Origin of the sequence: Actinomadura sp. 6N118 (assembly GCF_044326415.1) — a bacterium.
Classification (GTDB): Bacteria; Actinomycetota; Actinomycetes; order Streptosporangiales; family Streptosporangiaceae; genus Spirillospora.
In genome coordinates this window covers 234,005-256,844 of record NZ_JBIRAZ010000007.1, presented here as the reverse complement: position 1 = coordinate 256,844, position 22,840 = coordinate 234,005, and the positions used below count along the sequence as shown (strand labels likewise).

The window sequence follows — 22,840 nt, the reverse complement described above, 5'->3', positions numbered from 1 at the left end:
AGCTCTGGCAGTGACAGCTGCCGCCTTGGCGCAGGGGGAAAGCGCGCTGGATCAGCGGGCGGGGACCTCGCGCCACCACTGCGGGATGAGCTCCTCCACCAGGGCTTCGGTCTCGGATTGGAGCTGGTCCAGGAGAGGGTCGCGGGCCACGCGGGAGCGCAGCTCGTCCACCGCTACCTGGACCTGGGCCTCGTCGCCGGTGGCGTGGGTGGCACGGAGGAGATCACGCCAGAGGCCTTCGTCTTCGGGAGCCAGGCGGAGGCCCGCGCGGGCCGCGCCGACAGCGCCGCGGGCGTCGCCCTCTTCGAGCCGGAGGACGACGAGGCGGTGGGCGACGTCGATGACGCGGGCGCTCGCCTCGTACTCCAGGTCGTCGGCGGCCAGCCAGCCGTAGCGGCCGCGGGGACGGTCGGCGAGTACCGGGCCGCGGACCAGGTCGAGGGCGTACGACATGTAGGCGGTCTCGGAGGAGGGCTCGGCCGCGGAACGCCAGACCAGCCAGCGGAAGACCGCCCAGTCGACCCTGACCTCGGAGCCGAGGCGGATACGGCCCCGGTCGTCGTAGTAGAGGTTGGGGCGCCCGCGCGCGTCGCGGCCCAGCCAGTCGGAGACGCGGGCGACACAGGCGTCACGGACACCGGTGGTCACGCCGCGGGGCCAGATCGCGCCGCCGAGGACCGTGGGATGCACTCCCCCGGGATGGGTGGCCAGGTAGACCAGGACCTCGGTGCAGAGGGCACGGCGGCTCTCGTCCATCGGGCCCGGGGCGTCGACCTCGACGGGGCCGAGCAGCCGGATGTCCACCGAGGACTGGTTGGTGCCGGGCGGTTCGGGGCCCGCGATGTCGGACGGGTCGGACAGCGGCACCGAGTCGAGGCGCTTGGTGGTGCGGAAGAGCTCGAAGACTCCCCGGTAGTGCTCTTCGGGGATCAGCTGCGCGTCCACCTGGAAGCCGAGCACACCGGCCTGGAGCCGCGCGTTGGCGTCGACCTCCCACGTCCACGTCGCGCCCTGCACCTCACCGGGGACGATGTAGCCCGCGGCCATCCGGGTGCCGGTACGGGCGAGCGCGACCAGGCGGTCGGCCTCCCGTTCGGTGGGCTGGTCCGCCATGATCAGGTAGTGCGGCATCCATGCCTCGCCGAACACCCCGCGGCAACGGCCGGTGAGCACCGAGTCGACGCCGGAGGCGGCCAGCGCCTGCCGCACCTCCTCGCTGCGGCCTTCGAGCTCGGGCAGGGCCTGGTCGAGGGACGCGACGGTGCGGATACGGTCGGGCGCGATGTCGGCGAGCCCCTCGCCCAGTTCGGCGCCGAAGCCGACGAGGGTGATGCGCATGTGGTCCGACCAGCGGTTGGTCGCCAGCTCCAGCGCGAGGGCGGCGAGCACGGCCCGGCGGGTCTCCACGGGACCCTGCAGGGCGATGAGCCCGTGCGCGGCCTCCAGGTCGACCAGGATGCGGCCGTTCTCGTTGGTGCCGATCGAGACGAGTCCGGGGTACGGGGCGAGGACGTCACCGAGGTCGGCGGCCCGGAGCCCGGTCATGGCGTCGCCGCGCAGCCGCCACACCTGCCCGTCGTCGTACGCCTCCCACGGCGCGGGCGGGTTGCGGTCGGCGGGTGCGATCCACAGGTCGAGGCTCTCGTTGCCCAGGTGCACCCCGTACACCGTGGGCATGGCGCGGCCCTGTCCGCCCCCTTCGGCGGCCATGGACTTGGACAGGTGCCGCAAGCCGAGGTCGAGCAGTTCCACGGCGGCGGTGTCGGCCCCGATGCGCAGCGCCTGCTCGGCCTTCGCGGCCCGGCCCTCCGGCCGTACGATCATCTGTCCGAACGCGCGGTGCCACATCTGCGTACGGCGCCGCCTGCCCAGCGCGCTGAGCAGCCCGGCGGCGACGAGCGAGGCCGCCGCCAGCCCCTGCGGCCATTCGAGGTCGAACGGGAGGGGTGCCTGGTCTGCCTGCTGCTGCCCCGAGTCGCGCCCGGGGACGTTCGCGCCGCCGGTGCCCGCGCCGCCGCCGAGTTCGTCGGCGGGACGAGGCGCGGGGACCTGCTGGGCGGGCTTCTCCGGCGCGGGCTTCTCTGGCGCTGGTGCCTGGGATGCGGGCGGCTGAGGCGCTGGTGCCTGGGATGCGGGCGGCTGAGGCGCGGGGACGGCGGGCGCAGGTGTTTCGGGGGCAGGTGTTTCGGGGGCAGGTGTTTCGGGGGCAGGTGTTTCGGGGGCCGGTGTTTCGGGTGCGGGCGCCTGGGTCGCCGGCGGCGGCGTCACGGGGGCCTCGGTGGCGGGCGGTTGCGTCGCGGCGGGCGGCGGCGCGGCCGGCTGCCGCAGCGGGGGCTGCTCGGGCGTGGGCCGTGGCAGGGGCTCGGGCGGGCCCGCGTGGCCCGTCCGGAAGTAGTCGTCAACATCCTTCACCGGGATGACCTGGGCGCCCGACGCGTCCGCAGGCATCTCCAGGATCCAGCCCGGCCGGATGAGGCTGGCGATGTTGAGCTTCGACCCGTCCGGCTGCACCCGGTCCTTGTTGAGCGCGAAGATCTCCTTGTAGCGGCGCCCCTCCCCCAGGCACTTGTCGGCGATCTCCCAGAGGCTCTCGTGGTGCCGCCCCTCCGGCGGCTGCACACGGTAGATCTTCGTCGTCGGCGACTTGGCCATCGGCTGGACGACCGGTTCGGCAGCCTGTTCGGTGGCGACCGGCGGCGCGACGGCGGCCGCCTGGACCGGGCGGAACTCCTGTGCCTGCGTCTGCACCGGCCGCTGCGCGTGCAGTTCCCGGCCGCCGAACGCGGGCATGATCGCCGACGTCGCCGTGAACAACAGCAGCGCCGCGACCACGAGCCGGTGAACGAGCGACTGCGTGCCGCCCGCCAGCGGCACCCGGGCCGGGACTCCCACGCCGCGGATGCCCGCGTACACCTCGACCAGCACGCACAGCGCGAGCTGCAACCACGCCAGCCAGACCAGTGCGACCAGCACGGTGACGAGCGAACTCGGCCCGAGTTGCTGCGTCAGGTCGGACGCCGTCGGCACCCGGTCGGGAATCGGCGGCTCGAAGAACGTCAGCAACGCGTACGGCACACCGGCGACGAGCGCGAGCAACGCCGTGATCGCGCCGACTCCGGCGGCGATGTCCCCGAAACTGCGACGCCCCCGGACCCGCACCGGCGGCCTGGGCCCCCGCCCGGTGCCCGTACTTCCGGGCTGTCCTGTCAGCATCGCACCCCTTGCTCGCCCGTCCGGTGATGCTCACCGGTCCGTGCCTGCACAGACGTCGCCTTTGTCATCGTAGACAGCCATGACCCGCGCGCAATGCCCGAGCGGTAACTATCTCGGGTGGCACCGGCCGTCACGGCTCGTCGCCCGTGATCGGCTGGGCGGACGCGGTGGAGCGCATCGTGAACGAGCCGAACCCGGGGACGATGCTGAGGAACTGGGGGTTCACCGTCAGCTCGACCGTGACCTCCACCTCCTCCTCGGTGGCGCCGCACGAACTCCCGGTGATGTTGTCGTCGTAGTCGCTGAGCAGCCCGCACGCGGCGGACTCGGCCCGGCCCGGGTCGATCACGGGCTTGCCGGTCGCGCGCAACTCGGCCTCGTTGATCTGGTTCGCCCCGGCGCGGGCGGCCTGCTCGGCCATGTCCGCGGCACGCTGGCGAGCGTGGATCGCCAGGCCGCCGTCAACGATGAGTCCGGCGAGGACGAGGACGGCGGGGGTGAACAGCACGACGTACATCGAGACCGTGCCCCGGTCCCGGTCCTTGTCAGACACTTTCCTCGTCGATGGCCGGATCATCCTTGGTCACCGCCGTCGCCCGTGTCGGTGCCCCGGTACGTGTAGGTGTCGATGGGCGCCACGGAGGTGCCGCTCAGCCGCTTGCTGCCGGGGAATCCGATGAAAGAGAGATCGCCGAGGTCGACGTCGCAGACGACGGTCACCGAGACCTTGCCGCCGGGCCCCCAGTCGCCGGTGTTGGTGGTCACGGTCGGCCCGCCTGCGCACCACTTGTTGTTCTGGAGGTTGAGCGAGGCGGTCTCCTGCGCGAGGCCCTCGGCGGCGCCCGCGCTCCGTGCCACCGAGGCGGCGCGCACGGCGTCACGTGCGGCGCCGTCTATCTGGCTCTTCGCGTCGACCATCCGCCCGGCTCCGGCGAGCAGCAGGAGGAACGCGACGAAGAGCGGCGTGACCAGCACCATCTCCAGCGACATCGAGCCGCGGTCTCTGCCCGTCGCATGATTTCTGTTCGTCGCGTGGTCTCTGTCCGTCGCGTGCTCTCTGTCCGTCGCGTGGTCGTTCATGGGCCCGCTCCCTGGCACGCCGTGCCGGCGCCCACGTCGGGGCGGAAACATTCGATCGGGCCCTGGGATCGTTGCGAGACGCGGAAGGTCATGAACGGAATGACCCGTACGGCGTTGCCGCTCACCTCGATGCCGCGTTCGTCGGCGCCCTGCAGCGGGGTCACCTGCCGTCCGCTGAGCAGTTGCGGCCCGATCTTGTCGACGTCACCGGCCGCCTTGGCGACCGCCGGTCCCTCCCAGTCCGCGCCGACGGGCTGGGTGCGGGCCACCCGCGCCCCGGCCTGCGCGGCGGCGAGGGCGACATGGCGCGCGTGGAAGACCATCGCGAACTGCACGACGACCAGCAACACCAGGATGAGGACCGGTGTGAGCAGTGCCCACTCCATCGCGGACGCGCCCCGGTCACGCCGTCCGATCAGGTCACGCCGTCCGGTCAGCCGGTGTTGATGCTGTTCGCCTTGTCGCTGACCTTCTTGATGATGATCGCACCCACCGCAATCGCGATGCCGGCGAGCAGCGCGGTGATGATCGCCCACTCGATCGCGGACGCGCCCCGGTCCGTTTCGGCGCGGGCCTTCTCCACCCTGGCGCCCAGCAGGGCGCGTAGGTAGGCGACGGTCGGGTCGTTCAGAGGATTCACGGTTTCTCCTTTGCGGAACGGGGTTGAGCGGAGCCATATCGGGCGGAGGCGTGTCGGGTGAAGTCACGAGGCCATCACCCGCATCACGGCCGGGTAGACCAGGAAAACGAGGAAACCGGCGCAGAGGAAGAGCTGGGCGACGAGCATCGACTGGGAACGTTCACCGGCCTTGCCCTCCAGCTCCGACAGCTCCCTGCTGCGCATCGAGGCGGCACGGGCCGCGAGGGACTTGCGGACCTGGGCGCCGTCGTCGGCGACGAGGGCGAGGGCGCCGGCGAGGTCGCGCAGCTCGGCGATGTCGAGCTCGTCGCCGAGGCCGCCGAGGGCCTGCCAGGGGGTCTGGCCGGTGATGCGCGCGTTGGCGAGCGCGTCGCGGATGCGGAGCATCGCCCAGCCCTCGCCGACCGCGGAGGCGGTCATCAGGGCCTCGGGGACGCCGCGGCCGCCGGCGAGGTTCATCGAGACCAGGTCGAGGAACGCGCCGACGACGTGCCGGAAGTCCTGGCGCCGGGCGGCGGCCTCCTGGCGCAGCTGCATGTCGGGGAAGAAGAAGAAAAGCATGGCGAAGATCGCACAGATCCACACCGGCACCTGGAACGACGCCCCCACTCCCAGCAGTGCGAAGTAGGCGACGACGACCGGGATGAAGAGCAACGCCGCGGCGGGCAGCAGGAACTTCGTGGCGAGGAAGCCTTCGAGTGACTTGTCGGTGATGGCGAGATCGGCGCGGATCGAGCGGAGTTGCCAGCCGCGTGCCTCGCAGAGGCGCACCAGCTCGCGGCCGACCTTCGCGCGGAGGCCGCCGACCCGTTCGAGGGTGGGCGACATGCGGCGGGCCCGGGCGTCCTCCTGGTCGCGGCGGCGGGCGGCATCGTAAGCGGCAAGACGCGCCGCCAGCCCCGGACGGGGCGGGAAGACGGCGCGGACGAGCACGTAGAGGCCGAGGCCGACGAGCGCGCCGGCCAGCATCGCTCCGTTCACGAGGCACCGCCTCCGCCCGCGTCCATGGTGTGCCGTCCGCGCAGCGCGGACGGCTCCCTGTCGGCGACCGTGCGGTCGCCCTGCCAGCCCGCGACGGTGCGCGGCATCTCACCGGGCACGCCGGGGCGCGCCTCGCTGGTGAGGAAGCGGCCTGGCAGCTCGTGCTTGGAGAGCCTGCGCAGCCACAGGAAACCGGCGGCGTAAAGCGCGATGACCAGGCACAGGACGAGCTGCCCGAGGAAGTCGTCGTACGGCTCCACGTACGAGTGGTTGAAGATGGCCAGAAGCAACGCGGTGCCGACGGAGACACCGACGACGATGCGGACGCTGCGCCGGGTGGACCGCCGGTCTGCCTCGACGCGGCGGCGCATGTCCAGCTCGGCGCGGGCCGAGGTCGACAGCGCGCCGAGCATGTCGCGCAGGCCGGGGCCGCGCAGCTTGGAGTTGAGGATCAGCGCCGCGATGACCAGGTCGGCCGACGGGTCGTCGAGGTCGTCGGCGAACCGCCGCAGTGCCTCGGGCATCGGCACGCGGGTGTGCAGGCGGTCGACCAGCGTGCGGAGGGGTTGCTGGAGTGCGGGAGCGGCGGCTCGGAGTGAGGCGGGGATGGCCTGCTCAAGGCCGACGGCGCCCGCGATGGTGTCGCGGAGCGACTCGGTCCAGGCGGCGAGGCCCTCGAGCCGGACCATGGCCTTGCGTTCCTCGGCGGCGCCGCCCGCCAGGCCGTTCCAGGCAAGGACGAGGACGCCCGTGCCGATCGCGGCGATCGGCCAGCGCGTGAGGATCAGGACGAGCAGGCCGACGATGACGGCCACGGCGGTACGGGTCGTCAGGGTCTTGACCAGGTCCTCACGGCTGCGGCCGCGGACCGGGCCCGGGCGGCTCGGCAGCCCACGGACCGCCACGACGAGCAGCAGGAACCCGCCGCCGACCAGCCCTCCGGCGATGATGGCGAGGAGCACGTCGGGCGCGTACATCAGCCTCCCCCGGACGTCACTACATGGAGGCCGGTCACCAGACACCTCCGAGGGAGGTGTCGTAGCCGAACTCGGCCAGCTCGTCGGCGCACGCGATCGGCGCGGCGGGCAGCGCGTAGCCCTCCGGGCCGAGCGCGAAGATCTCGGAGGAGAGCACACGGTTGTCGACTCCGGTGACCTCCCGGATGCTCGCCACGTAGCGGCGCAGGCGGCCACCGCTGGCGTAGTCGTTGCGCTTCTCGATGAAGACCACGAAGTCGATGGCGCCCGCGATGAGCATGTGGGTGGCCTCGACCGGCAGGCGTTCCACCGACTGGATCGCGTACGTGGCGATGCGGTTGAAGACCTCCATCGAGGAGTTGGCGTGGATCGTGGAGAGGGAGCCGTCGTTGCCCTGCGTCATCGCGTTCAGCATCGTGACGATCTCGTCGCCGAGCACCTCGCCGACAATGACGCGGGAGGGGTTCATGCGCAGTGAGCGGCGGACCAGCTCGGCCATCGTGATCGAGCCCTGGCCCTCGGAGTTGGGCAGCCGCTGCTCGAACGCGACGCAGTTGGGGTGCAGCTCCGGAAAGGCGTCGAGGCCGAGCTCAAGGGCACGTTCCACGGTGATGAGGCGTTCGTGCGGCGGGATCTCGTTGGCGACGGCGCGCAGCAGCGTGGTCTTGCCGGCGTTGGTGGCCCCGGCGATCATGATGTTCTTGCGGGCGAGCACGGCGGCCTTGAAGAACGCGCCGATTTCGGAGCTGAACGTGCCGTTGCCGACCAGGTCGCTGAGGAACACCTTGCCGAGGCGTGCGCGGCGGATCGACAGGGCGGGCCGGACGGCCACGTCCATCACCGCCGACAACCGCGAACCGTCCGGCAGCCGCAGGTCGAGCTGCGGGTTGGCGGTGTCGAACGGCCGGGACGACAGCCCGCTGTAGGCGGCCAGTATCTGGATGAGCTCGACGAGCTCCTCGTCGGTCTCGGCCACCGGCTCGCCCATGACCTCCCGGCCGTCGGCGTAGCCGATGAAGACCCGGTCGCAGCCGTTGATGTCGATGTTCTCGATCTCGGGGTCTTCGAGCAGCGGCTGGAGGCGGCCGACGCCGAACAGCGCGGCGTGCACGCCGGCGGCGAGCGCCTCTTCCTCTTCGGCGTTCGGCGGGCGGCGCCCCGCGGTCAGCTCGCCGCGTGCGAACTCCTCCAGCACCTGTCCGATGAGGGCGCGGGCGAACTGGCGTTCGTCCTCTCCGGACATCGGCGCGAGCCCGCTGGCGGCATCGAGCCGGCGCTGCTGGGCCAGCCGGTCACCGACCTCCTGGCGCAGCCGCTTGACGAGGCCGTGGTCCACCTAGCGACTCCCCTCTTCGACGTGCCCGGCCTGGCCTGCGTGCCCGGCGTGCCCGGCGTGGCCTGCCTGGCCTGCGTGCCCGGCCTGACCTGCGTGATCTGCCTGACCGACTGGTATCTGCGTGGCCGGGGGAACCTGCGGCGCGCCGTTCTGAGCGGCGTGCCTGCCGCCCGGGCCGACCCGGAGCGAGGAGAGGCGGCCGACCAGCTCGCCGGCGACCTCCCGGGCGGAGCGGATGAGCAGGGAACGGTCGAGCCGGCCGCCCCAGCTGCCCGCCAGCAGCTCCGCGCCCTTGGGGTCGAGCGCCAGCCCGCCGAGCACGGTCACCGTGGGCGGCGGTGCTCCGGTGGGGGCGTCGGCGGCGTGGCGGCCCTGTGAGCTGGTGATGACGCGGTCGACCTCGGCGATCTGTGCGCGGAAGTCACGTGGATCGGCCAGCACGATGACGCCGATCGGCGGCCCGCCGCGCAGTTCCGACGACAGCGCCGCGACACGTTCACGAAGGTGGGCGACCTGCTCCAGCGTCGCCCGCGTGAACAGCAGCACCAGGTCGGCCTCGCGCATGAGGTCGAGCACCGGAGTGCCCGCGCCGAGCCGCCCGCAGTCGGCCAGCACGTCGACCGGGTCGAGCCCGGCGAACGCGCGGCCCAGCGGGCCCCAGAGCCACGTCATGCCCTGCGCCTGCTCGGCGCCGGTGATGCCGACGAGCACGTCCAGCCCGCCGACGAGCCGCTGGCAGTGCTCGGCGATCTGGTCTGGGCGCAGTCCGCGCCGGGCGGTGGCGGCGAGGCTGAGCAGCCCGCGCGAGGGATTGAGCATGCCGCCGAGCTGGTCGTCCTCCGAGGCGGCCGCAGGCAACCGGTAGACGAGGTCTCCGCCGGCCTGGTCACATTCGGCGACGAGCACCGGGCGCGGCCATACGGCGCCGAGGGCGACGGCGGCGGTCGTGACGCCCGGCGCCCCTTTGTCGGCCGCGAGCGCGATGAGTGCCACTGTCAGTTCCCGCCCGGTCCAGTGCCGTTGCCGGTGCCGTTGCCGTTCCCGGTGTTGCTGCCGTTCCCAGTGTCGCTGCCCGTGCCCGTGCCCGTGCCGTTGCCGGGTCCTGGGCTCTGGGTGTTGCCGTTGCCGGGCGTCTGCTGCTTTTGGGGGGTGGGGGCCTGCTGGGGTGCCAGCTCCGTACCTGGTGGGAGCAGGGCGAGGCCCACTGCTCCGGCCGAGGCAGCTTGCGCGATCGCCGGCGCCTCGTTGGGCGGAACGGCGACGTTCACCGAGGTCTGGTCGCCGCGCAGCCGGTCGCTCTTCCCGGAACTGCTGACGTTGACCACGATCGCGTTCGTCGAGAGCACGGTCCCTGGGCGCGGCCCGCCCGAACCCGTGCCGGTGCCCACCGCGTACAGGCTCACTCGCGCGCCGTTGACCAGGCCGTCCGCCCCCGCCGGAAGCTGGCCGGGCTTGAGCGCCAGGCCCACGACGACCCTGCCGCGCTCAGCCTCCGCGGTCTTGCTGAGCATTCCGTTGGTGAGCAGCGCGCCATTGACCAGTGGCACGGCGGCGTACGCGCGCGTCACCTTCTGGCGCTCGGACCACCGGATGTAGTACTCCACGCCGGTGTCGCCGACCTGCACCTCCTGGAGGGCGCTCAGCGGGATGGGCTGGCCTGCCGCGACCGGCTGGACGATGCGGATCGCCGACACGCGCTGGCCGCTGGCCATCACGAGATACGCGCTGGCGAGCGCGCCGCCGAGAATGAGGAGGACGGCGAGCGCGGCGAGCGCCGGTTTGCGCTCGCGCGGTGCGACCGGAAGCCGCTGCCCGCCTGAGGCGCCCAGCCCGGACTGTCCCAGCCCCGCCCGGCCCGCGCCCGCATTACTGCCGGTACCTGCGGAGACTCCACCCGCGACGGCCGATTGATTGCCCTTCATCGCCCTCGCCACGTGCTCCTTCCCGTCCCCCGTGGCCTCCCGCGTCCCGCGAGATCCCACATCACCGGGGCGATCCATGCTCGCGGGGGGCGCGACGCCACGTCAATGGATTCCACGAGGTGAAGCCGCACCGTGACTGGAAATCCCGATTTGACCAGGCATTTCGCTAATCACTTCCGTTCTTACGCCCAGTCACATGAATCGCTGACAGCTACCGAAAAGGTCAGTCTGTTAGTACCAAAAGGTCAGAATTTGAAGCCGATGAGGCGTCCAAGCGTCGTCGCAGTGTGGTCGAAGTAGCCGATCCGGTTTTCGACCACGGTCTCGAACTGCCCGAAGAGCTCGAAGCTCACCGTTCCGAAGAGTCCCGCCCAGGCCATCAGCGCCCGTGCCACGACGTCGTCCGGCACGTTCATCTCCACCGCCGCCCGTCCGCGTCCGAGGTCCGCCTCGATCGAGGGCGGCACCGGCGGCAGCCCGGCTGGCGGCTCGAGCTCACCGGCGCCGTGCGCTTCGGTGACGATCCGCGCGAAGACGACCGTGTCGCGGAGTGCGGCGGAGATGGTGTCCTCGGGCGCCTCGTAGCCGGGCACCGGAGAACCGTAGATCAGCGCGTACTCGTGCGGGTGCGCGACCGCCCACTCCCGGATGGCGCGGCAGACGGCGAGCCACCGTCCGGCGTAGTCGTCCGGGCGGCTCGCCGCGTCGGCCCGTTCCACCACGTCGCCGACCGCGTTGTAGCCGTCGATGATCAGCGCCGTCAGCAGGTCGTCCCGGCTGGGGAAGTACCGGTAGATCGCCGAGGAGACCATGCCCATCTCCCGGGCCACCGCGCGCAGTGACAGCCCGGTCGCCCCCTGGGTGGCCAGCTGCCTGCGGGCGATCTCGGTGATCTCGTGGATCAGCTCGGCCCGGACGCGCTCCCGGGCGGTACGGCTCGCACTCATGGATCCGAGGTTAGCAGAGCACCGAAATAAAACGAGAGCACTGCTCTTGACGAACGATGCTCTCTTGAGAGAGCATTGCTCTCGAAGCGGAGCGGCAGGCTCGGCTCACCCGGATCAAGGGAGCGGTTCTCATGGGTAAGCACGTCATCGTCGGTGCCGGCCAGGTCGGTGGACAGCTCGCCGAGCTGCTGATGGCCAAGGGGCACGACGTCACCGTCGTCACCCGTTCCGGCTCCGGCCCGGACGGCGTCCGCAAGGTCGCGGCGAGCGCCGCCGACCGCGACCGGCTGATCGAGGTCACGCGGGGCGCGGACACCCTCTACAACTGCATGAACCCGCGCTACCACGAGTGGGCGGAGATCTGGCCGCCCGTCGCCGCCTCCCTGCTGGCCACCGCCGAGCAGACCGGCGCGGCCCTGGTGGCGCTGGGCAACCTGTACGTGTACGGCCCTGTGGACGGCCCGATGACCGAGGACCTGCCGCAGGCCGCCCCCGGCCACAAGGGCCAGATCAGGGCGAAGATGTGGGACGACATGCTCGCGTCGCACCAGGCCGGGCGGGCGCGGGTCACCGAGCTGCGCGCCTCCGACTTCTACGGCCCCGGGAGCACGGAGAACGCCTACATCGGCTCCGTCAGGTTCGTCCGGCCGCTGCTCGCGGGCAAGCGGGTCACGTTCCTCAGCGACCCGGCCCAGCCGCACAGCTGGACCTACCTGCCGGACGTCGCGCGGGCACTGGCCATCGCCGGCACGGACGAGCGGGCCCTCGGACGCGTCTGGCACATCCCGACGGCACCGGCGTTCACCGCCCAGTCGTTCGGCGAACGGCTGTGCGAGCTGGCAGGTGCTCCGGCCCCGCGCATCGGCACGATGCCCCGGCCCCTCTTCAACGCGATCGGACTGGTCAACCCGATGATGCGCGAGCTGCGGGAGACCCGATACCAGTTCGACGCGCCGTACATCCTCGACTCGTCCGCGTTCCAGAACACCTTCGGCGTCGCGCCGACTTCGGTGGACGAGGGGCTTAAGGCCGTTATCGCCGCTGCTTAAGGTCGCCTCGTGTCGTCCCGAGCCGCTTGGCGGGCGTGTGTAATTAAGCTGGCCCGAGCGGCAGCGCCGCCCTTGATACGGGGGCGGCGCATTCTGGAGGGGCTTGAATGCGGATCTCGTTCACGGCGCTGACCGGCCAGGGACCCCGGGATGTCGTGATCAATGTCGACGCCGACGCGACCGTTGACAGCGTCGCCAGATCACTCTTCGCCACCCTGGACGCCGCACCACCGGCGGATGGTGTCCCGGCCGCGCACACGCCCCGCTTTTCGAAAGAGGCGACGCTCGCCCAGGGCGGTCGCCTGGACACCCGCGCCAGTGCCCGGACCGACGCGCGTGACGGCAGCCGGGCCGACGCCCGGGTCGACACTCGCAAGGCTGAGCGGCGGACGTTGTGGATGAACGGGCGCATGCTCGACCCGCAGGCCCCCGCCGTCAGGGAGCTGCGAGACGGCGCGGTCGTCGCCGTGGAGCAGCGGGCGGCCGCCGCGACCATGCTGGCCGAGCCGACCGGGCTGGTCGAGGTACGGGTGGTGAGCGGTCCGGCGGCGGGCTCGGTGCACCGGCTCGGCCTGGGCGTCTCGACGCTCGGTTCGGGCGCGCCGGATGAGGACGTGGACGTCGCCCTCGACGATCCGCTCGTGCCGTCCCGGTCGTTGCGGATCACCGTCGAGCCGCACGCCGTCCATGTCGAGCCGTCCACCCAGACGATCGCCCGGGGCGTGCTCCTGGACGGGGAGCCGCTCTCCGGCAAGACCGTCTGGCCACTCGGTGGCATGCTGGCGATCGGCGGCAGCATCCTCACGCTCGCGCAGAGCTCTGCACCGGACACGCATCTGGAACCGCTGCCCGAAGGCGGCCTCGCGTTCAACCGCCCGCCGCGCCTGCACCCCGCGCACCGGACGCGGCGGCTGGAGGTGCCCAAGCGGCCCGAACGCAACCCCAAGGAGCGGCTGAGGCTCTTCGGCGCGCTGCTGTTCTCGGCGTTCGGCCTGGTGATGGCGTTCGCGCTGGGCCAGTGGTGGTGGGCGCTGTTCGCGTTGGCCTGGCCGGTGATGACGGTCGGCGAGTGGATCGGTGACCGTGTCCACGGCCGCAAGTCGTACAAGAAGGCGTTGAAGGAGTACCACCGGAAGACCGCCGAGTTCGGTGGCGAGCTTGACCGGCTGCGGCGCGAGGACCAGGAGGAACGCCGGACCGTCCACCCCGATCCCGCCGAGGTGCTGCTGACCGCGACCGGGCCGCGGCGGCGGCTCTGGGAGCGGCGCGCCACCGACCCGGACGTGCTCCACCTGCGGCTCGGCGTGGCCGACCTGCCCGCGCGGATCGAGCTGGCGGGACTGGAGTCGGCAGGTCCGGAGGCTTCCGATCTGCACGTGCCGGTGGCACGGCTCGTACCGGTCACGCTGCCACTGCCCGAGCTGGGCGTCATCGGCATCACCGGCACCGCGGCCCGTGAGTCGCGCCCCGCGTCCCGTGCGCTCGCACGCTGGCTGGTCGCGCAGGCCGCCGCACTGCACAGCCCGCGTGACCTGGCGATCGTCGTGCTGTGCGCCGACCGGGAAGCGGAAGAGGAGTGGAACTGGGTCCGCTGGCTGCCGCACTCTGCACCGCGCGAAGGGGAGGAATGCACGGCTTTGGTGGGCACCGACCCCGAGTCGGTGGCGCACCGCGTCACCGAGTTGGCGATCCGGGTCAGCGAACGGCGGCGGGCAGCGCAGGCCGCGTCGGCATCGGGTCTCTTCGGCCAGGGCAAACCGGCCGACCTGATCCCGTACAACATTCTCATCGTGCTCGACGGCGCCCGGCAGTTGCGGCGCGTGCCGGGGATGCCGATGTTGCTGCAACGCGGCGCCGAGTTCGGCCTGAACGCGATCTGCATCGACGACGAGGAACGGCTGCTGCCCGAAGAGTGCACCGCCGTCGCCGCCTGGGACCCGGAGAGCCCCGAGACGCTGCGGTTGCGCGGCCAGGGCCTCGACGTGATCGGTCCCGTCCTCGCCGACCAGGTGTCCGCCGCGTGGACCGACCGGGTCGCGCGGGCTCTCGCCCCCGTCCGGGACGTGTCGCGGGAGGACGCCGAGGAGGTGATCCCGGCGGAGGCCCGGCTCCTGGATCTGCTCAACCTGCCCGACCCGACGGCTGACCACGTGGTGCGGGCGTGGGACGTCACCGGCGGGCGTTCCACGCGCGTCCCGATCGGTGTCGGCACCGACGGCGTGTACGAGGTGGACCTGCGCGCTGACGGGCCGCACGGCCTGATCGCCGGCACGACCGGCGCCGGCAAGTCGGAGCTCCTCCAGACGCTGATCGCCTCGCTCGCTCTCACCAACCGGCCGGACGAGATGACGTTCGTGCTCATCGACTACAAGGGCGGCGCCGCGTTCAAGGACTGCGCCAAGCTCCCGCACACCGTCGGCATGGTCACGGACCTGGACGGCCACGCGACCGAGCGCGCCCTCGAATCGTTGTCGGCCGAGCTGCGGCGCCGCGAAGAGGTCCTGCTGGACGTGGGCGCGAAGGACATCGAGGACTACAACGACCTGCGCAGCATGAAGGCCCATCCCGAGCAGGACCACTCGTTCATCCGCAGCGATCTGGCACCAATGCCGCGCCTCGTCCTTGTGATCGACGAGTTCGCGGCGATGGTCACCGAACTGCCCGACTTCGTCACCGGCCTCGTCGACATCGGCCGCCGGGGCCGTTCACTCGGCGTGCACCTCATCCTCGCCACGCAGCGCCCGGCCGGTGTCGTCACCGCCGACATCCGCGCCAACACCAACCTGCGGATCGCGCTGCGCGTCACCGACCCGGACGAGTCGACCGACGTGCTCGACTCCCCCGAGGCGGCGCAGATCTCCAAGGCCACGCCCGGCCGCTGCTACATCCGTTCCGGCGCGTCGTCGCTGCACGCGGTGCAGTCCGCGCGGATCGGCGGCCGCCGGCCCGGCACCGGACCTGCCGTCGCCGCGCCTGCCACCGTCCTGCCCGTACCGTGGCAGGGCCTCGGCCGGCCGCTGCCCGCGCTACGCGAGTCCCTGGACGACGCGGACACGGGAATGGTCACCGACCTGGCCGTCCTCGTCCAGTCGATCGCCGAGGCGGCGCGCCGCGAGGGCATCGAACGGCAGCCGTCGCCGTGGCTGACCCCGCTGCCGGACAAGGTCCGGCTCGCGCCGCGTACCGCCGCGGGCGGCTCGGTCGTGGACGTCCCGCCGATCGCGTTCGGCATCACCGACCTGCCCGCCGTGCAGTCCCGCGAACCCCTCACCCTCGACCTCACCGGGGGCGGCCACCTCTATCTCGCCGGCGCGTCGCAATCCGGGCGCTCGACCGCGCTGCGCACGATCGCGGGCTCCCTCGCCGGGGCGTGCTCCCCGTACGACGCGCACCTCTACGCGATCGACTGCGGCGCCAACGCGCTGCTGCCGCTCGTGTCACTGCCGCACTGCGGCGCGGTCGTCGGCCGCGACCAGCTCGACCGGGTCGAACGGCTCATCACCGCGCTCGCGGCCGAGATCGCACGGCGCCAGCAACTCCTCGCCGAGGCAGGCTTCGCCTCACTCGCCGAACAGCGTTCCGCCGTCGCCGCACCGGACCGGCTCCCGTGGATGGTGCTGATGCTCGACCGCTGGGAGGGCTTCGTCGGCGCGTTCGAACACTACGACTACGGACGCCTGGTGGACGCCGTCCTCCGCCTGCTGCGCGAGGGCGCCGCGGTCGGCCTGCGCGCGGTCTTCACCGGCGACCGCTCCGGGCTGAGCGGCCAGGTCTCCACGGTGTTCGACCGCCGCCTCGTCCTGCGCATGGCCGACCCGAACGACTACGGCTATGCGGGGCTGCAGGAGAAGCAGGTGCCCGCCGAAATGCCGCCGGGCCGCGTCCTGGAGATGGCCGGGGCCGGCACACCGCCGCGCGAGTCGCAGATCGGCCTGCTCGGCGACGACCCTTCGGGCGCCGCGCAGATCGCCGCGCTGCAGGAGATCGCCCGGACATGCGTCACGCGCTACGGACGGCTGCCGCGCAGGCAACGCCCCCTCCATGTCGACGAACTCCCGGTGCGCGTCACGTACCGGGAGGCGATGGCGCTCGACCAGGAGCACACGGCCCCCTCCGCGTTGTGGGCGCTGGTCGGCGTCGGCGGCGACACCCTCGCCCCGGTCGGCATCGACCTGCTGAACGAGGGCCCGGGCTTCGTCGTCGCCGGCCCGCCGCGTTCGGGCCGCTCCACCACGCTCCGCACCATCGTCGAGTCGCTCCTCGACCCCTCGGTGGGAGGCGGGCTCGTCCCGGTCGTCCTCATCACCCCGCGGCGCTCCCCCCTTCGCCTGCTGAGCGGCCGCCCCGGCGTCCTCGGCCTGCTGTCGGCCGACTCCGAAGAAGAGGACCTGACCGCGGCCATCGGCGACGAGCACCGCTACGTCGTCGTGGTCGACGACGCCGAACTCCTGGACGAGAGCGAGCTGGACGACGCCCTCCGCACCGTCCTCCGCACCGCCCGCGACGGCGAGCACGCGGTCGTCATCGGTGGCACGACCGAGGACCTGGGACGCGGCTACCGCGGCTTCCTCTCCGACACCCGCCGGTCCCGTTCAGGACTCCTGCTGTCCGTCGACAGCCCCGAAGACGGCGACCTCTTCGGCCTGCGCCTCCCCCGCAACGCCACCCTGGGCGGCCCCACCGGCCGCGGCCTCTTCGTGGCCACCGGCGCCACCACCCAGATCCAGGTGGCACTCCCACCCCCCGTAGGCGGCGACCGCCCCGAAGGCGGCGCCCCAGTGCCTGCGACCTGACGGCAGCGAATCCGGTCAGGCAACCTAGCGGCGGTGGTGTGTGGTGGCTGGCGTGGTGGTGCCGGTCGGGTTGTGGCGGGAGGTCGGAGCGTCAGGCGGCGGGGAAGTGGATGTCCAGGTCGGCCAGGCGGGCGCGGTCGGCGAGGATGTGGATCTCGACGACCTTGCCGTCTGTGATCGTGAAGGACTGGACCGCGACGACCCGGCCGTTCTCGACCCGGACGATGCCGGGCACGCCGTTGACCATGGCCAGCTGGGCGTACTTCGCCACGCCCTGGAACATGAGCGCCTGCTTGGCCACGGCGGCGGCACCGAAGATCGGCTTGTTGGCGACGCCGAGGTCGGCGCGCAGCACGACGTCCGGGTCGAGCACGGCGACCAGCGCCTCGAAGTCGCCGCCTCGGGCGGCGGCGATGAAGGCGTCGACGACCTCGCGCTGGCGGGCCAGGTCGGCATCGGGTGTCGGGGCGTCCTGGACCCGGCGACGGGCCCGGCTGGCCAGCTGCCGGGTCGCCGCAGGCGAACGTTCCACGATGGGCGCGATCTCCTCGAACGGCACGGCGAACATGTCGTGCAGGACGAACGCCAGCCGCTCGGCCGGCGAGAGGGTCTCCAGCACGACCATCAGGGCCAGGCCGACCGAGTCGGCCATGAGCACTTCCTGCTCGGGGTCGATGGCGCCGCTGTCGGCACGGCTCACGATCGGGTCCGGCACGTACACGTCGAGCGGGTCCTCGCGCCGGGCCGAGCGGGACCGGAGCGTGTCAAGGCAGATCCGCGAGACGACCGTCGTCAGCCAGCCGCCCAGGTTGTCGATCTCGGAGGTGTCGGAACGGCTGAGGCGGAACCATGACTCCTGCACCACGTCCTCGGCCTCGGCCAGCGAGCCGAGCATCCGGTAGGCCACCGACTTCAAATGGGGACGGTGGGCCTCGAAGCGCTCCGCCAGCTGGTCGTTCTCGTCCATGGGTCCTCCGTCACAAGATCTTGAGATCGTAACGGGCCCGGTGTGGGGGCTCGTGCATGAGTTTGGGGCAGGAGCACGCGGGACGGATTCAGCTGTCAGCGAACAGGGGGAAGGAGGTCGTGGCGGCCTGCCACTCCTAGTTTCCGGTAGACGTGGCGCGCGTGGGTCTTGATCGTGTTGAGCGACACATAGAGGTGAGCCGCGATCTCTTTGAGGGTGAGGTCGCTGCGAAGGTACTGGAGCACCGCCAGTTCGCGCTCGCTCAGAAGGTCGGCGGGAGCGGTGCGGGGCTCGTCCGCGGTCTTGGCGGCGGTCTCGGCGAGAAGGTCCACCAGCCCAAGCGCACTCGCGAACGAGGCGATCTGGTCTTTGGCAGGCGCCACGCATCCAGCTGCCAGCTCGGGCTCTCCCTGGTCGAGGTACGCCCGGGCGAGCATGAGCGAGGCGAACGCGGCCATGCTGTGGTCGGGTCCGAGTCCGTCGATCAGGTTGCGGAGCGGCTCGGTGCCTCCGGTGAGCGCGGCCCTGAGGATGACGTACTCGGGAACGGCCTGGGGGCGAGGGTGACCGGGCGCCTCGGCACGCGCGGCGTCAGCGTGATCCAGCCGGACGCGTGCCTCGGCGTGGTCGTCGTCGCGGTACGCAGCGAGCCCGCGGAGTGCCTCGACGGCAGTGGCGAGACGGGCGGGGATGCCCTTCGGCCAGAACGTCTCGACGTCGTCCAGGAACTGCCGGCATTCCTGCGTACGGCCGGCGAGCAGGAGGCTGCGTCCCAGGCTGATCCGCACCTGGGTGGCCGTCATCGGCGCCGGCCAGCGCCCCACGGCCTCCCGCCCGTACCGCAGCGCCAGCGCGAGATCACCCCGTTCACGCGGCAGGCAGAGCTGCCAGACGTCCGCCGGCCGTCCGGGCGGTGACTCGCGACCCGTGAGCCGGCTCCAGCGGTCCCGCTCGTCCCGCCGCCCGAGGCCGCACCACACCTCCAGCGCCCGGTCGACGAAGTCCCCCACCGCCGCGTCGATCGCCTCGTCCGGAAGTGCCTGGAGCCACTTCTCCATGGCGTTCCAGCCGTGCGCGTCGTCGAAGGCACGCCCGATCAGGTCCACCGCGAGCCCGTGGTCGCCCGCCTGGAGGGCATGGTCGATGGCGCTGTCGCGGTCGTCGTGCTCGGCGTACCAGAAGGCCGCCGCCCGGTGCGCCTCCCGTTCCCGTTCCGGATCGTGGGCGGACAGGCGGCGGGCGACCGCCCATCTGAACAGCCGCTGGTAGCGGTAGGTGGTGCCGTTGCCAGGCCCGTCCTCTTCGACCAGGAGGAAGACGCCATCACGACGGAGCTGGTCCAGGAGGCCGGCCGCGTCACCCGTTCCGTGCACGGCATCAGCCAGCCCGGCCGTGAACCGATCCAGCACCGAGGTGTCCAGGAGAAACTCGCGCAGCTCCGGTGCGAGCCCTCCCCAGACGTAGTCCAGAAGGTGGTCGGCATCGCTCGCCCGATCGGGCACGTCGTCGCGGATCCTCACGGCGGCCAGCGCCAGGCCTCCCGCCCACCCTTCCGTGCTCTCGACGAGTGCCGCGACCTGATCGTCCTTGACGTCGACGTCGAACGTCTCGAGGAGCAGCCGATGTGCCTCCTCCTCGTTCATCCGCAGGTCGGACCAGGTGACGGTCGCGAGCCGCCCCGCAAGCGAAAGCTGGTCGAGCCGCAGCGGCGGCCGCACCCGGCTGGCGATCACCGTCGTGAGCGCGTCTCCCGCCATCCGGATGAAGAGGTCCAGCTGCTGGTGAACGGAAGGTTCGACGATCTGCTCGTACTCGTCCAGGACCAAGATCACCTGCTTGGGGGATCCGGCGACTCGTTCAGCGAGCACTTCCACGAACGCATCACTGCCCGCAGGGACTGGCGAGACGTGCGGAGCGACGTCGGGCGGAGAGGCGTCAGTCAGAGCGGGGTCGAGCGAGGCGGGGGCGGGTAGGGCGGCGGCCAGGTGGGTCCAGAAGCGCGCCGGGTCGTTGTCGCGGGCGTCCACCGTCAGCCAGGCGGTGGGGGTCGTCTGCGCCCAGCGAGTCAGGAGCGAGGTCTTGCCGGTGCCGCTCGGCCCAAGCAGGAGGATGACGAACGCCTCGTTCACCGCCGCCTGGAGCCGGGCCTCAAGGCCGGCGCGTTCGATCAAGGGGCGGAGAGGCCGTGGCGGGCGCAGTTTGACCTGAACGATGTGCGTCTTTGCCTGGACGCCGTGCTTCGCGTTCATTGGGCCATCACGGTCACTTGGGCGGGGTGAGGCCGAGTGACCTCGTCAGGTCGAGCATCTCGTCATGGAAGATCGAGGCGGTCTTGTGGGTGAGCGGGCGCAGGTGGCCATAGATCTCCAGGGCGACCAGGCCGTGCATGCGTCCCCAGACACGTAGGGAGAGCGCGACCGCCGCGGGCGGGAGGCCGGGGAACTGCTCCTGCGTTGCCTCGGCCAGGCCGGCCTCGAAGTCCGACCAGTCGTAGCCGCCGGGCTGCCAGGATTCGGCCTCCGGCCAGGCGGCGGCGACGAGGCCGGTGAGACCGGCGCAGGCACGGTGGGCGGCCTCGCGCGCCGGGCCACCCTCGGGCGCTTGGTAACCGGGCACCGGATCGCCGTAGATCAGCCGGAAGCCCTCGGGGTTGGCGAGCGCCCATGCGCGGACTGTCTCGCCCCAGGCCAGCAGCCGGCCACCCGGATCACTCTCGGGCACGGCGTCCCGCGCGACCTCCACGGCGTCGACGAGCTCGCCGTAGACGTCCCTGATCAGCGTGGTGATCAGATCGTCCCGGGTCGGGTAGTAGCTGTAGATCGCGCCCGCCGTCATCCCCATCTCGCGGGCGATGGCGCGCAGCGAGATGGCGTCGGGGCCGCCGGTGGCCATCAGCTTCAGCGCGATGGTCTTGATCTCGGCGCTGGTCTCGGCGCGCAGCCGGGCCCGTCGGTTCACCGTCTCACTCATGCTTGACAGTCTACAGCGTTGCGCTACTCTACGCCGTGACAACTCTGAACGCCGTGTAGTAAACCAACGCTGTATAGGAGACGGATTGTGGGAAGAGCCGCACCCAGGCCCACACGAGCCGGGCTGAGGTTGGCCCTGCTGGCATTCACGCAGCTCATCGTCGCTCTCGACTACAACATCGTTTATGTTGCGCTGCCCGATATCGGGTCGGCGCTCGGTTTCACGGCCCAATCCGTGCAATGGGTCGTCAGCGCCTACGCCGTCGGGCTCGGCGGACTGTTGCTGTTCGGCGGGCGGGCCGTCGACCGGATCGGTGCCCGGCGGATGTTCATGCTGGGCCTGCTGCTGTACGGGATCGCGTCGCTGGCGGGCGGCCTCGCGACGGGGACCGGAACGCTGGTGGCGGCGCGGGCCGTGCAGGGAGTCGGCGGCGCGCTGCTGACGCCTGCGACGCTCGCGTTGATCTATGGCGGATTCGCGGAGGGGCCCGAGCGCAACCGTGCCCTGGGCGCCTGGGGCATGGCAGGCGCAGGCGGGCTGGCCGCGGGGTCGTTGCTGGGCGGGGTGCTCACCAACTATCTGGGCTGGGAGTCGGTGTTCTTCGTGAACGTGCCGCTCGCTTTGGGCGCCGCTGCGGCCGCTGTCTGGCTGCTGGCTGCGGACGCGCCTCGTTCTGCCGGATGGGGAGGCTTCGACCTGCCGGGCGCGGTGCTCGCGACCGCCGGATCGGTGTTGCTGGTGTTCGGGCTGGCGAGCGGTCCCGAAGCCGGATGGGGTTCGGTCCAGGCGGCGGGCTCACTGGCGGCGGGCGCGGCGTTGATGGCGCTCCTGCTCGTCGTCGAGTCCCGTACGCGTGACCCGCTCATGCCGCTCCGGCTCCTGCGCACCCGGTCATTGGCCACGACGATGGCGGTGATCGCCATCTTCCAGGGAACGCTCGGCGGCGGGTATTACGTGTTCACGTCGTACCTGCAGCCCGTCCTCGGCTACAGCTCGCTGGAGGCCGGGCTGGCGTTCCTGCCCCTCACCCTGATCTGCATGTTCGCCGCCGTGAAGATCGTTCCCCTGATGCTCGGGCGATGGAGTGTCAGGACCACGCTGGTCACCGGCATGTTCGGCACCGCGGTCGGGATCGCCGCGGTCGTGTCCGGCATGTCGGTCAACGGCTCGTTCTGGGCGCTGATGCCCGGCAGCGTCATCTGGGGCGCCTTCGGCGGTATCGCATTCGTCGCACTCTTCGCGGCGGCCGGATCGGGCATCGCCCCCCAGGAGCAGGGCGTCGCCTCGGGGGTCGCCACGAGCGCCAAGGAGATCGGCGGCGCCATGGGCCTGGCCGCGTTCGTCGCCATCGCCACCGCGAGCACGGGCACGGCGGCCTCGACACCCGCCGACATCCTCGACGACCTGCAGACCGCCGGATGGGCGGCCGCGGCCGTGACCGCCGTCGGCGGCCTGCTCGCCCTCATCCTCAAGCGTCCGGCACCGGCCCCGGAGGGGCCCGCGCCGGTATCGGAAGAAATCACCACCTCTCTCGAAGGAGTCAGGCCATGAGCATCGACGAACTCGTTCAGAACTACCTCGCCGTCTGGAACGAACGCGACGCCACGCGCCGGGGCGAGCTGATGGCGACGGCGCTGACCGATGACTCGATTTACAGCGACCCGGACTACGCGGGTCTCCAGGGCCACAGCGAGTTGTCGGCCGCGATCGACAAGGGCCAGGCGAAGTTCGGCGACCTGGTCTTCTCCCTGGGCACCTTGATCAACGTTCATCACGACAAGGCGCTCTTCACCTGGCGGCTCGGGCCGGCGGGAGCCGACTCCGCGGTCGCGACCGGCTACGACTACGACTACGTGGAGATCGTGGACGGTCGCATCAGCCGAGTGATCGGCTTCTTCGAATGATCTGAACGTTCACCTGATCGGAAGGCCGCCTCGTCCAACGAGGCGGCCGTTCCGCTGGATC

At 71.6% G+C, this 22,840-nt stretch carries 18 protein-coding genes; 4 read left to right on the top strand and 14 right to left on the bottom strand.

Annotated elements, in window-relative coordinates; genetic code table 11:
* Positions 1 to 51: 51 nt before the first annotated feature.
* From ACH34W_RS20200 to ACH34W_RS20150, 11 genes are all read right to left on the bottom strand, one after another.
* A complete protein-coding gene (locus ACH34W_RS20200) occupies positions 52 to 3,213 on the bottom strand; it encodes a BTAD domain-containing putative transcriptional regulator (protein ID WP_395962459.1) in 3,162 nt (1,053 codons plus the stop codon).
* A gap of 130 nt (positions 3,214 to 3,343) precedes the next feature.
* Positions 3,344 to 3,766 (bottom strand): TadE/TadG family type IV pilus assembly protein, encoded by a 423-nt coding sequence (locus ACH34W_RS20195; RefSeq protein WP_395962458.1) that lies wholly within the window; start codon positions 3,764 to 3,766, stop codon positions 3,344 to 3,346.
* A gap of 20 nt (positions 3,767 to 3,786) precedes the next feature.
* Complete coding sequence (locus tag ACH34W_RS20190) at positions 3,787 to 4,203, bottom strand: TadE/TadG family type IV pilus assembly protein (protein WP_395962457.1); 417 nt, start codon at positions 4,201 to 4,203, stop codon at positions 3,787 to 3,789.
* An 86-nt stretch (positions 4,204 to 4,289) separates the two neighbouring features.
* Positions 4,290 to 4,679 (bottom strand): TadE/TadG family type IV pilus assembly protein, encoded by a 390-nt coding sequence (locus tag ACH34W_RS20185; RefSeq protein ID WP_395962456.1) that lies wholly within the window; start codon positions 4,677 to 4,679, stop codon positions 4,290 to 4,292.
* 47 nt (positions 4,680 to 4,726) lie between these two features.
* Positions 4,727 to 4,933 carry a hypothetical protein gene (locus ACH34W_RS20180; RefSeq protein WP_151558591.1) on the bottom strand — a complete coding sequence of 69 codons (207 nt, stop codon included), beginning with the start codon at positions 4,931 to 4,933 and terminating at the stop codon, positions 4,727 to 4,729.
* A 63-nt stretch (positions 4,934 to 4,996) separates the two neighbouring features.
* Positions 4,997 to 5,914: a type II secretion system F family protein gene (locus ACH34W_RS20175; RefSeq protein WP_395962455.1), complete on the bottom strand. Its 918-nt coding sequence runs from the start codon at positions 5,912 to 5,914 to the stop codon at positions 4,997 to 4,999.
* Complete coding sequence (locus ACH34W_RS20170; protein ID WP_395962454.1) at positions 5,911 to 6,891, bottom strand: type II secretion system F family protein; 981 nt, start codon at positions 6,889 to 6,891, stop codon at positions 5,911 to 5,913. The genes ACH34W_RS20175 and ACH34W_RS20170 overlap by 4 nt, the downstream gene beginning before the upstream one ends.
* Positions 6,892 to 6,925: 34 nt before the next feature.
* Positions 6,926 to 8,227: a CpaF family protein gene (locus ACH34W_RS20165; RefSeq protein ID WP_395962453.1), complete on the bottom strand. Its 1,302-nt coding sequence runs from the start codon at positions 8,225 to 8,227 to the stop codon at positions 6,926 to 6,928.
* A complete protein-coding gene (locus ACH34W_RS20160; protein WP_395962452.1) occupies positions 8,228 to 9,220 on the bottom strand; it encodes a hypothetical protein in 993 nt (330 codons plus the stop codon).
* A gap of 2 nt (positions 9,221 to 9,222) precedes the next feature.
* Entirely contained in the window at positions 9,223 to 10,161 is a 939-nt protein-coding gene (locus ACH34W_RS20155; RefSeq protein ID WP_395962451.1) for a hypothetical protein, read from the bottom strand.
* Between the two features lie 233 nt (positions 10,162 to 10,394).
* Complete coding sequence (locus ACH34W_RS20150; RefSeq protein WP_395962450.1) at positions 10,395 to 11,096, bottom strand: WHG domain-containing protein; 702 nt, start codon at positions 11,094 to 11,096, stop codon at positions 10,395 to 10,397.
* 131 nt (positions 11,097 to 11,227) lie between these two features.
* Here ACH34W_RS20150 and ACH34W_RS20145 point away from each other — a divergent pair, with 131 nt between their 5' ends.
* Both ACH34W_RS20145 and ACH34W_RS20140 read left to right on the top strand, forming a co-directional pair.
* Positions 11,228 to 12,145: an NAD-dependent epimerase/dehydratase family protein gene (locus ACH34W_RS20145; protein WP_395962449.1), complete on the top strand. Its 918-nt coding sequence runs from the start codon at positions 11,228 to 11,230 to the stop codon at positions 12,143 to 12,145.
* A gap of 107 nt (positions 12,146 to 12,252) precedes the next feature.
* Entirely contained in the window at positions 12,253 to 16,938 is a 4,686-nt protein-coding gene (locus tag ACH34W_RS20140) for an FtsK/SpoIIIE domain-containing protein (protein ID WP_395962448.1), read from the top strand.
* Positions 16,939 to 17,029: 91 nt separating this feature from the next.
* On the opposite strand, the gene sigJ is transcribed toward ACH34W_RS20140, so the two are convergent.
* The 3 genes from sigJ to ACH34W_RS20125 form a co-directional block, all read right to left on the bottom strand.
* Positions 17,030 to 17,905, bottom strand: a complete 876-nt coding sequence (gene sigJ, locus ACH34W_RS20135; protein WP_395962447.1) for an RNA polymerase sigma factor SigJ — start codon at positions 17,903 to 17,905, stop codon at positions 17,030 to 17,032.
* Between the two features lie 95 nt (positions 17,906 to 18,000).
* Entirely contained in the window at positions 18,001 to 20,154 is a 2,154-nt protein-coding gene (locus ACH34W_RS20130) for a LuxR C-terminal-related transcriptional regulator (RefSeq protein ID WP_395962446.1), read from the bottom strand.
* Between the two features lie 13 nt (positions 20,155 to 20,167).
* Positions 20,168 to 20,875 carry a TetR/AcrR family transcriptional regulator gene (locus ACH34W_RS20125; RefSeq protein WP_395962445.1) on the bottom strand — a complete coding sequence of 236 codons (708 nt, stop codon included), beginning with the start codon at positions 20,873 to 20,875 and terminating at the stop codon, positions 20,168 to 20,170.
* 87 nt (positions 20,876 to 20,962) lie between these two features.
* On the opposite strand from ACH34W_RS20125, the gene ACH34W_RS20120 reads away from it, so the two are divergent.
* Positions 20,963 to 22,426 (top strand): MFS transporter, encoded by a 1,464-nt coding sequence (locus tag ACH34W_RS20120; RefSeq protein WP_395962444.1) that lies wholly within the window; start codon positions 20,963 to 20,965, stop codon positions 22,424 to 22,426.
* Positions 22,423 to 22,779 carry a nuclear transport factor 2 family protein gene (locus ACH34W_RS20115; protein ID WP_395962443.1) on the top strand — a complete coding sequence of 119 codons (357 nt, stop codon included), beginning with the start codon at positions 22,423 to 22,425 and terminating at the stop codon, positions 22,777 to 22,779. The genes ACH34W_RS20120 and ACH34W_RS20115 overlap by 4 nt, the downstream gene beginning before the upstream one ends.
* Positions 22,780 to 22,840 lie beyond the last annotated feature (61 nt).

Bases quoted from the DNA above. Each gene is read 5' to 3' on its own strand.
- ACH34W_RS20130 (WP_395962446.1), bottom strand. From the start codon at position 20,154: ATGAACGCGAAGCACGGCGTCCAGGCAAAGACGCACATCGTTCAGGTC.
- ACH34W_RS20200 (WP_395962459.1), bottom strand. From the start codon at position 3,213: ATGCTGACAGGACAGCCCGGAAGTACGGGCACCGGGCGGGGGCCCAGG.
- ACH34W_RS20190 (WP_395962457.1), bottom strand. From the start codon at position 4,203: ATGTCGCTGGAGATGGTGCTGGTCACGCCGCTCTTCGTCGCGTTCCTC.
- sigJ (WP_395962447.1), bottom strand. From the start codon at position 17,905: ATGGACGAGAACGACCAGCTGGCGGAGCGCTTCGAGGCCCACCGTCCC.
- ACH34W_RS20185 (WP_395962456.1), bottom strand. From the start codon at position 4,679: ATGGAGTGGGCACTGCTCACACCGGTCCTCATCCTGGTGTTGCTGGTC.
- ACH34W_RS20150 (WP_395962450.1), bottom strand. From the start codon at position 11,096: ATGAGTGCGAGCCGTACCGCCCGGGAGCGCGTCCGGGCCGAGCTGATC.
- ACH34W_RS20170 (WP_395962454.1), bottom strand. From the start codon at position 6,891: ATGTACGCGCCCGACGTGCTCCTCGCCATCATCGCCGGAGGGCTGGTC.
- ACH34W_RS20125 (WP_395962445.1), bottom strand. From the start codon at position 20,875: ATGAGTGAGACGGTGAACCGACGGGCCCGGCTGCGCGCCGAGACCAGC.
- ACH34W_RS20145 (WP_395962449.1), top strand. From the start codon at position 11,228: ATGGGTAAGCACGTCATCGTCGGTGCCGGCCAGGTCGGTGGACAGCTC.
- ACH34W_RS20115 (WP_395962443.1), top strand. From the start codon at position 22,423: ATGAGCATCGACGAACTCGTTCAGAACTACCTCGCCGTCTGGAACGAA.
- ACH34W_RS20140 (WP_395962448.1), top strand. From the start codon at position 12,253: ATGCGGATCTCGTTCACGGCGCTGACCGGCCAGGGACCCCGGGATGTC.